Here is a 9,011-nt window from a genome sequence, read left to right as displayed (position 1 = left end):
AGTGGCTTCAAGAACCACTTTTGGTTCTTGACCGGAGACAGACTTCAATTCCTCCAGAATAGCCAGGACCCGCTGAAGATCTTCTTCTGAATGGTAAAACGGAAACGGTTTATACATACAATCTTGGTAAGAAAGAAACGCAGCAGCAACGCTTTTTCCTTTCGCAACATCGATACTTAGAACAGGTTGATTCATATAACCTCCTTAAATAAACCGGGGCAAGCACTTTTGCTCTCCACAGGTTGGCACGGTGATACGGGTTCTAGACCCAACCAGCTGAATCGGGGTATGAACAAAAGGCTAGGGCGTACAACACTTTATGCGACAGGATCTGTGTCCTAACAAAACATATGTTTTTCAGCCCGGTGTTTTCTCCAGTATAAAAGAAAAAGTTCATCCCCGAACCAGTCGGTTATGAACTGAGAATACCAACAGAATATTCACGCTGTGGGCCATATGGCCCTGGGTCCGGCATTCACCGGACACCCAGCATACGCTGGGTCGTGAATACAGGAACGTTATAAGAAATTGCGCAAAAGATATAGGGAAATAAAAGGAGATACCATGGCAGATCCACAGTGGCTAGGAAATGCAATTACTGCTTTAGCAACAATCTCTGCTTCAGCACTGACTTTTTTATGGTGCGTATATGATTAGCAAAAACAATCTAAAAAAATGATAATAGTAAGTTTCAAAAACAAATTGAATGGGAAAGGGAAAAGCTAGAAAAGGAAGTTAACAGAAAAGAGTTTATAGATAAGCTGAAAATTTATAATAAAGTTCTTAAAGTGGATGGAGAAGTTATGATTGTTACTTCATATCCGGATGAATTTGATTTTAATAATTATCATGAGAAAGTAAGACCCCTATTATTCGAAGAATATCATTTATTAGACCAAGATATCAAAGATATAGTTAGAGAAATTGATGGCATTATTGCTTTCTGTAACTTTTATGAAGAGGTTCAGAAAGAACATAATGAAAAACTAATGAAATTGTACTTTAAACTCATTGAAAAAAATCGATAATCATTATATAAGAGAAAAAAAATCATTTTAATCAAGTGTGACAAGTAATTCAAGGAAGGCGCAACATCTTATAACATAGTATCTACACTGCGGGCCGTTTCGGCCCTTGGTTCGCGAGAAGTGGGAGGCAGAGAAGCTGAATCAGCTCACAACCCTGCGAGGCTAAGTCAGTTGGACCCAGTCGCGGTGCTCCCTTAAGCCTCTCGGATTCGTAGATACCAGAACGTTATAGGAAATCAGCGCAAACAAAACACTAAAAGAAGAGGATCAATAAAATGAACTATCAATACAATTTACATTTTGAAAAATTGTGCAACACTTTAGATCTTGGCGAATTAATCAAACCTCCCGAAGCTATATCAGGTGGACTGTTACATAGGATGTTTGCAATCGAAACTTCAATTGGAAAATATGCTGTCAAAGCTCTAAATCCTCAGATAATGGCGAGACCAACAGCACTAAATAATTTTATCAAATCGGAAAGAATCGTTAGTATTGCATCTAATCATATACCCGCTCAACCAGCAAAGATATATAAGGGGGCACTTTTACAGAATATTGATAATCAATTTTATATTGTTTTGACTGGATTGAAGGGCGGAGCTTGAAATTACATGAAATTACTAAGGTTAATTGTAAGACAATTGGATCAATTCTTGCTGAAATTCATAAAACAGATTTCTCTCAGATTGGCAATAGGGATGAATTTTCTAACGCTATACATCAAATCGACTGGAATATCTATTTGAATAAGGGGAGAGAGTTACACTCTGTATGGGTAAACCTCTTATCCAATAACATTGAACAGTTTTGTATGGAATGATAAGGCGATGAGGTCTTCAAGGATATTGGCGACGGAGAGAGTTTTCAGCCACAGAGACTTAGATCCTAAGAATGTTATGTGGAAACAAGAAAATCCTATAATAATTGATTGGGAGTCAACTGGAGATATAAACCCTAAACACGATTTGATTGAAACGGCAGTTTATTGGTCTATGAATGAATCGGGTGGAATAGACAAAGGCAAATTTCAAGCTTTTGTTGGCGGCTATCAAGAACGTTATGGAATAGTAGATGCTGATTGGAGAATTGTTCTAGAACATGGCTATCTAAGCAAGTTAGACTGGTTGGAATATAGTCTTAAACGTTCATTACAGATTGAATGTACAGACGACAGTGAGCAGGAAATGGGAACAAAACATGTAGCAGGAACAATAAATGCACTTAAAGAGTATGAAGAAATGGTTTCTGTATTAGAAACCTGGTTAAACAATATAAACGAAGCATAAGTAAATACGAAGAAGGCGCTGACTTCCTATAACAACGTGTTCCAACTTCACGGCTGTTGCCTCTCGGTGTGCCAAAGGAGAGTTCAAGGAAGTCGATTCAGGTAGACACATCTATTCCCCTAAGATTAGAGCTATCTAAGGGGAATAGACGTCAGGAACACAAAACGTTATGTGAAACTACTGAAATAATTTAAAAAGGTGTCCTCATGACAAACATTGAAAAAATTAAGGCATTTCTATCTATAAAAAAATTTTCTGAGTTTGAAAGATCAAGAATATTTAATTGAGAAACTAGAATTATCTGAAATTGATTTGACTAAACGCCTAAAAGGGAAAGAAACAGAGATCGAGTTGTATCTTATATTACATATGCTTGGAGTATGTAATCATATTTTAGCATTTGATGAAGGAACCTCTGTTTTGACGGGATCATATTCTCCAGACGCGATCATCGAACTGAAAAACGGATATAGATTTTTCATGGAAATTAAAAAGTACGGATGATCAAATATTTAAAAACAGCATGGGGAATCTTGAAAAGCGTATTAACTTTGCGAACTCTTTTGGATTGCCATTGTTCTTTGCAATAAAGTTAAGCGGATATTGGTCCCTTTATAATGCTGATTATTTAGTTTCAAAGAACGGACGCATTAGTCTCGTCGACGATTTCTATGACTCTGAGTTTTATACTATGTTCGAAAGCCATATGATTACTTTTCCTAAAGGATTTAAAGCTATTAGAAGGTACAAGAAAACAGAGATAGAGGATTATATTTCGAAGCACGATAATTACGGATTTATGATCAATTATGAATTATTTTTCGATGAAAAGTTGATATTTTCTTTTTAATTCTAAAAGCGAAAAAGTGTTTTATTACTTTATTTTAGAGTCTTTAAACGACGCTATGTTGATGCAGGTAAAAGAAATTAATGAGTTAGGAAACGAAGAAATTGTAGAAACACTTCAATTAGAGTCAGATGTACTTTTTATCTACTCATGGGATGTTATTAAGTCCTATCTTTCATCTGAAGCATCACTATGACTTTATGTACGATTCGACTACCTACTTTCAAGACATACTAAATAATGCGCCAACACATCTTACTAAAGATATCGTTTTTGCTCTCTTGTTAGAACTTATGCAAAATCACGTACCAATTAAGATGTTTACAAATAAGGAAGTATGACATGGGTTAGTTATTTCAAAGGAGACAGTAGCTTCACATAAACCAGCTAATCAAAGTCAAGTCTTCGATAAAATAATCTTTGTCATTCCAAAATTGTACATACTTAAATAAACCTATCCATGAGAGCAGACGAAACTGGAATTAGAATCCAATTTAGGAGTTTAATGAGCCTGAAATGCCGATCCTGAGTTCCACATGCCAAAAATAATGCGTAAAAGCTTATGAGAAGCAGCGACAATTGCGACTTTTGCCGGTTTGCCTTCGTCTCGTTTTTGCTGATAGAATTGAAAGAGAGTCGAATTTCTTGGGCCGTGAATTTGCTTGGAGATGGCTGCGACCGTGGCCTGATAAAGAGCCGTTCGCAGGTAGCGAGATCCTCGTTTAGATATTCGATTCTTCTTCGATTTGAAGGTTCCCGATTCGTGACCAGCTGAGTCAAGCCCGGCAAAAGCTGCTAGTTGTTTCACGGAGGGGAACCTTTTTATATCTCCAATTTCAGCAATGAGCCATGGCGGCTGTTAATGGCCCCACGCCTGGAATGGTAAGAAGAAGATGGTAGATTTCAATAGATTCAGCGAGTGATTGCATGGTATGTAAGAGGTCATTACACGAAGTTGTTGATGGACTCACTTAACTGTACTTGAGCCTGAGCAGATTGTAAGTAGAAAACATGAGCAATACGAATGGCATCATGGGATCGGTTTTGATTTTGCGTACGGCTTTTGTTTGTGCTGATGAGTAAAGTATGGGATTCAGAAGAATAACGGAATAACCGTGCGAAGAAAAGAACGAGACCAGAGGTTTCGAATAATTACCGGTGGCTTCGAGGACATCCTTGGGCTCTGCCTCGTGATGTTTTTCATCTGCTCCAAGATAGTCAAGAGTCGATAAAGATCCTCATTTGAATGGAAAAATGAGAAAGGTTTGTACATACAGTCATGATAGGAAAGGAACGCAGCAGCAACGCTTTTTCCTTTCGCAACATCTATACTGAAAACAGGCTGATTCATATAACCTCCTTGATAAACCGGGGCCAGCACCTTCGCTCTCCACAGGTTGGCACGGTGATACGGGTTCTAGACTCACCAGCTGAATCGGGGTATGAACAAAAGGCTAGGGCATACAACACTTTATGCGACAGGATCTGTGTCCTAACAAAACATACGTTTTTCAGCCCGGTGTTTTCTCCAGTATAAAAGAAAAAAGTTCATCCCCGAACCAGTCGGGTATGAACTGAGAATACCAACAACGCATTCTCTCTGTTGGACGGCTATGCTGTCATAGTTTTGAAAAAAGGGTTAGTGCATCAGGCTCTAACCCTTTTTGTTTTCGTTAAATATATTTATCTGGCAGATAAAAAAACGAATTATGGATCGTGTACAAAATGATGGCGGTGTTGTACAACCTTATTTACTCAGTTTCTTCTCCGAGTAAATAACCCACTGATATTTCCAAAGCTTTTGCGATCATCACCACTTCATAATCTTGAACTAGACGATATTGACCCTCCAGACGCGAAAGACTGGTCTGACTGATATCCAACCCTAATGTTTGTAATCTGGCGAGGAACTCTCTTTGCTTGATTCCCTTACTCTTACGTATGGCGATCACTCGGGAGCCGATAATGTTTTTGTCCCCAGGTGGTTCTTGTCTATGCTTCATCGTGTACACCCCTCATTTTATCCAAATTGTAAGAGAATTCATGGTTGTTTTAATGCGAATATCGAATTAAAATAAAATAAACCGATAATCGCATTAAAAAAGAGCTTATCTCCAGCATTAACAAGAGATGATGCAGTTTAGACCCGTCGGAGGGGTGATGAATGATTCGGTTACTTGACTTATTGGAGGAGGAACGGCGAAAGCTGAATCAGCTTGGGGAAGCGTCATTGAAACAGTTGATTCCGTTGTCTGATAACCCTGAGGTTCAGGAGCAGAGCCGAAGGGTCGATGAATTGCTAGCTCGGTATGAGGACATGAAAGCAAGGCGTAATCGGATTGTACGATGATTATGCAATATGAGAGGTAGGGGGGCGAAGAAATGGAATTTCCACCGTGGTTTCAGAAAGCGATTCAGCTAAGACTGGACGAAGTTTCTGCACAGATCGAACATGATTCTAAATTAAGTCAGATTCGTGGGGAAACAGACGAGGCATTTGAGGCTTTGTTCGCTGGCAAGGACGTAGTACGGATGCCTGAATATACAGAGTGGGAGAATCGTCATATTATAAGCATGGGGATACATAATGAACTTCTGTACATGCAGGGGTTACGGGATGGCATTCAGCTCACAGTATCCATACTGAGTCAGTCGATGGGACCAGATGGCGAAAGCGAAAGGTCGAATCCCCATAAAGCGCAGTGAACTTGATCTTGAACTGAACAAAAACCGGCCGAAGCGATAGAACTACACGCTTCGGCCGATTTTTTTGTTTGTTTCTTATTCTTCCCTTAGTCCTAACCTTACTTCCCACTCTCTAAGGCGGGAGATTAGAACGTTAGATGATTTTACGAAGAAGTGGATTAAAAATCATGGACAAGTATACCGAAAATGCAGTACCAGAACAGAACATGTGAAAATCAGATTAAGATCAGAGGAAATCATATGACATTGATCCAATAAAGACAAGTGTACTAAAGCGATCAATGGGTGCAGATGCATGTAGCCCAGTTTAGATTAAATGAAAATCATTGGAAATTATATTGGCAAGACATTAAAGAAAAGTGGCATTCATAGATGACATAGAACTTAATGAAGATTTTGAAGCCAGTTCAAGATTGTTGACGAGGGACATAAAGGATTGTTTTGGGGCTGAACTGAAGAAGTCAATGACATCTCATAACACCGTATCTAGTATCTACGCACCATCGCGTTCGCTCATCGGTCTGCTCGAGGATTTTCAAAGAAGAGTTTTCTAAAAAATGTGAAAACCTATTAAAAAAAGGAGATGCTAATGAAATTTTCAACTTCATTTTTTCCTATCTTTGCTTTAATAGTAATCCTCGGTAGTAATAAATCTGTCGATAACCTGATTTCAAGTGCAATTTTTAATATTGCAAAAATTAAAAAGATGGTAAATTATAGAGTTTATATTGTTATGAAGCAAATTTATAAACTCTGATGTAAGGAGAGAAAGCACATATGGGCAAGAAGAAAAAAAACCTTACCGAAAAATTTTGATGAACTAATTAATGCAGGCGATATATCAGCATTAAAAGAGGTATTTACCCAATGCGAATTGGATGCCCGTGGCGGTTACAATAAATCAACAGCCTTGAGCTTTTACCAAGTACCGAATGAATTGGTTCGCTGGCTCGTGGAACAGGGTGCTGATATAAATGCTAGAGACAATTACGGAAGAACGCCTTTGCACAAACATGCAATGAGTTGGAACGGTAATACTGAATTGCTGCTTGATTTGGGTGCTGATATAGAAGCAACTGATTATCAAGACGAGACACCTTTATTTGCCGCCGCAGGGTCATTTAAACCAAAAGCGGTTCGCACGTTGGTTACTAAAGGCGCAAATATCAGCACAAAAAATAAGATGAGACAGACTCCATTAGAAAAAGCTTTGGCATGGTGCAAAAACGTGGATATTGTCAATATGGCGGAAGTTGCCGATATTTTGCTTAGCGCTGGAACAACTGTAACGCCGGAAATGAAAGATTCTATTAAGCGAATCGGAAACGATTTTGAATTTCACAGAGAAGGTTTTAATAAAGAATATTTGAATCAAACCGATGAGGCACTTTTACGACTATATGAGCTATTTGATGTTCCCCCAGTAGAGAAGCGAAAGACGCACGACGGCGCCTCTTCAATAACCGTATCAACAGAGGGATGGCAGGCGCAACATAATGAACTCTGGAATTTACTAATTCCTTCAAAAGGCCATGCGAAAACCGTACAGGGTGAGGTTATTCGGATTACTGGTAAAGTGTCATACGAAATTTTAGATAATGGCGGCATTAACTGGGATAATCAATATCGTAAAATGCTCAATAGTTTGATTCATTACTTTAGCTTGGGTACACCATTAAATCCCGCTTCACTTCAGGAGGCAGTAACATTAGCCAAAGAACTTCACAACGGAAATGGTAGTGATGAACCTGCAAGATTGTGCGAGTTGGCAGTTCATTGGGTACTGAGCAATCCGAATCCTATTACTCTGGAACAGCCTGACTATAAGCGATAACTTATGTTCGACTTATTCAACGTATAAAATATACGGGAACGTTATCTGAAACCACCCGAATGCTTTAAAGATCTCCATACCTTAAATATGGAATATGTTGTAGAATAATAGAGAATCTTATTAAGCTCTAAAGAATAGGGCATTTACGAGGAGGAGCAAGTATGATACGAATTGAATCAGTGATAGATTTCTTCTTGTCGACTTCTGCGGTGAAGGGAAATTCGGCTGTAATGGTTAAGGGTTGCGTATGAGAAAGAAATTTAGCGAAGGCGATATATTTATGATTCCCATGCAGGATGGCCGATTTGCAGTATGCCAGGTGGTGTGCGCACTGAAAGGCCGTTTCCAAAAGGCGTTTTTCGTTCGGTGTAATTCGCTTGGAGCTAGATGGCACAAATTTAAATTTGGAGGATGGAGACTTTCTCAGCTACCGGTTCGGAAGACGGCAAAGCAGCATAATTTTCACCTCTCCGGCAAATCTTCGAAACGGAACGTGGAAGCTTGTAGGCAATATTTCCTTAACTGCCGATAAGGAAGAACTGAAGGTATTCCAGTGCGCCGGGCATTTGTATCGTGGAGACGAGTACATTCGGAACCTTGAGAAGGATGAGTACGGCAAGTTCAATTCACTCAGCGCGGCCGGTTATGAGTTGGTGCAGATTCATCTGTCGAAGATGGTGCAATGACAGGGATAGCGCTCGAGCGAATGGAGTATTTTATGAGTTGGATAGCAAGACAATAATAGAATGAATCTCATCAAGCCACTGAAGTTTGATCAGTGGTTATTTTATTGTTTGCCGAGCTTATGCACAAATTCTCCCAAAGAGAAAATCGGTTGTCTTCTTATAAAAATTTCAGCATACAAGCGGCTGTAACATAAGAACCTGGATGAAAATCCGGTATCACCCTCGGATTATAGGGTCTTTACATAACATATAACAACGGACATATAGATCCAACATGAAATAAAGGGGGAGAAATAGGATGAGTAAAAAGCGAGGGATATCTCTCGGCAATTTGGTGTTTTTGATTCCAGTCATATTGTTAAGTGTTTTGGATCGGCTACACTTAGTTGGACAGAAAAATTAGGGGCTAGTAGAATGAAAACATCACAATTGGGAGCGGATCTACTATGCCAAGAGAGAGACGTACATTTACAGCAGAATTCAAAAGACAAATGGTTCAGTTATATGAAAACGGGAAATCAAGAGCAGCTATTGTGAAAGAGTATGAGCTTAGCCCATCTGCGCTAGATCGCTGGATTAAACAAGCAAACACCTCAGGTTCCTTTACTGAAAAGGACAACC

The 9,011-nt window shown here is 39.1% G+C and carries 11 protein-coding genes and 3 pseudogenes; 10 read left to right on the top strand and 4 right to left on the bottom strand.

The annotated features are described in order from the left end of the window. Positions 1-195: pseudogene (locus XI25_RS32695) on the bottom strand (IS110 family transposase); the annotation flags it as partial. Between the two features lie 608 nt (positions 196-803). On the opposite strand from XI25_RS32695, the gene XI25_RS00595 reads away from it, so the two are divergent. From XI25_RS00595 to XI25_RS33925, 3 genes are all read left to right on the top strand, one after another. After that, positions 804-1,028 carry a hypothetical protein gene (locus XI25_RS00595; RefSeq protein ID WP_052759394.1) on the top strand — a complete coding sequence of 75 codons (225 nt, stop codon included), beginning with the start codon at positions 804-806 and terminating at the stop codon, positions 1,026-1,028. A 275-nt stretch (positions 1,029-1,303) separates the two neighbouring features. Further along, positions 1,304-1,636, top strand: a complete 333-nt coding sequence (locus tag XI25_RS33930) for a hypothetical protein (protein ID WP_235439599.1) — start codon at positions 1,304-1,306, stop codon at positions 1,634-1,636. Between the two features lie 240 nt (positions 1,637-1,876). Continuing rightward, positions 1,877-2,317 (top strand): phosphotransferase family protein, encoded by a 441-nt coding sequence (locus XI25_RS33925; RefSeq protein ID WP_235439598.1) that lies wholly within the window; start codon positions 1,877-1,879, stop codon positions 2,315-2,317. A 1,349-nt stretch (positions 2,318-3,666) separates the two neighbouring features. Here XI25_RS33925 and XI25_RS32690 read toward each other — a convergent pair. The 3 genes and pseudogenes from XI25_RS32690 to XI25_RS00570 form a co-directional block, all read right to left on the bottom strand. Beyond that, complete coding sequence (locus XI25_RS32690) at positions 3,667-3,999, bottom strand: transposase (RefSeq protein WP_442950344.1); 333 nt, start codon at positions 3,997-3,999, stop codon at positions 3,667-3,669. A gap of 136 nt (positions 4,000-4,135) precedes the next feature. Continuing rightward, positions 4,136-4,306: pseudogene (locus XI25_RS36660) on the bottom strand (hypothetical protein); the annotation flags it as partial. Positions 4,307-4,915: 609 nt separating this feature from the next. Then, positions 4,916-5,167: a helix-turn-helix domain-containing protein gene (locus XI25_RS00570; protein ID WP_046676882.1), complete on the bottom strand. Its 252-nt coding sequence runs from the start codon at positions 5,165-5,167 to the stop codon at positions 4,916-4,918. A gap of 161 nt (positions 5,168-5,328) precedes the next feature. Here XI25_RS00570 and XI25_RS00565 point away from each other — a divergent pair, with 161 nt between their 5' ends. The 7 genes and pseudogenes from XI25_RS00565 to XI25_RS00545 form a co-directional block, all read left to right on the top strand. Next, positions 5,329-5,514: a Spo0E family sporulation regulatory protein-aspartic acid phosphatase gene (locus XI25_RS00565; protein WP_046676881.1), complete on the top strand. Its 186-nt coding sequence runs from the start codon at positions 5,329-5,331 to the stop codon at positions 5,512-5,514. A gap of 32 nt (positions 5,515-5,546) precedes the next feature. Further along, positions 5,547-5,870 carry a hypothetical protein gene (locus tag XI25_RS00560; RefSeq protein ID WP_046676880.1) on the top strand — a complete coding sequence of 108 codons (324 nt, stop codon included), beginning with the start codon at positions 5,547-5,549 and terminating at the stop codon, positions 5,868-5,870. A 291-nt stretch (positions 5,871-6,161) separates the two neighbouring features. Beyond that, positions 6,162-6,242: a DUF3024 domain-containing protein gene (locus XI25_RS33920; protein ID WP_235439600.1), complete on the top strand. Its 81-nt coding sequence runs from the start codon at positions 6,162-6,164 to the stop codon at positions 6,240-6,242. 403 nt (positions 6,243-6,645) lie between these two features. Then, entirely contained in the window at positions 6,646-7,704 is a 1,059-nt protein-coding gene (locus XI25_RS00555; RefSeq protein ID WP_046676879.1) for an ankyrin repeat domain-containing protein, read from the top strand. A gap of 247 nt (positions 7,705-7,951) precedes the next feature. After that, positions 7,952-8,017: pseudogene (locus XI25_RS36010) on the top strand (hypothetical protein); the annotation flags it as partial. 64 nt (positions 8,018-8,081) lie between these two features. Next, the gene (locus tag XI25_RS00550; protein ID WP_235439596.1) at positions 8,082-8,390 is read left to right on the top strand and encodes a hypothetical protein; all 309 of its coding nucleotides are present in this window, start codon (positions 8,082-8,084) and stop codon (positions 8,388-8,390) included. A 446-nt stretch (positions 8,391-8,836) separates the two neighbouring features. Next, on the top strand, positions 8,837-9,011 hold a 175-nt coding region (locus tag XI25_RS00545), incomplete at its 3' end, for an IS3 family transposase (protein ID WP_046676878.1).

It is taken from the genome of Paenibacillus sp. DMB20 (assembly GCF_000987955.1).
Classification (GTDB): domain Bacteria; phylum Bacillota; class Bacilli; order Paenibacillales; family Paenibacillaceae; genus Paenibacillus_AQ.
Note: the sequence above shows the minus strand (reverse complement) of the source record. Positions and strands in the feature narration are given on the sequence as shown.

What these genes read in the sequence shown, in the direction of transcription:
- XI25_RS33930 (WP_235439599.1), top strand. Translation starts at nt 1,304, where the DNA reads ATGAACTATCAATACAATTTACATTTTGAAAAATTGTGCAACACTTTA.
- XI25_RS00570 (WP_046676882.1), bottom strand. Translation starts at nt 5,167, where the DNA reads ATGAAGCATAGACAAGAACCACCTGGGGACAAAAACATTATCGGCTCC.
- XI25_RS33920 (WP_235439600.1), top strand. Translation starts at nt 6,162, where the DNA reads ATGCATGTAGCCCAGTTTAGATTAAATGAAAATCATTGGAAATTATAT.
- XI25_RS00595 (WP_052759394.1), top strand. Translation starts at nt 804, where the DNA reads ATGATTGTTACTTCATATCCGGATGAATTTGATTTTAATAATTATCAT.
- XI25_RS00565 (WP_046676881.1), top strand. Translation starts at nt 5,329, where the DNA reads ATGATTCGGTTACTTGACTTATTGGAGGAGGAACGGCGAAAGCTGAAT.
- XI25_RS00560 (WP_046676880.1), top strand. Translation starts at nt 5,547, where the DNA reads ATGGAATTTCCACCGTGGTTTCAGAAAGCGATTCAGCTAAGACTGGAC.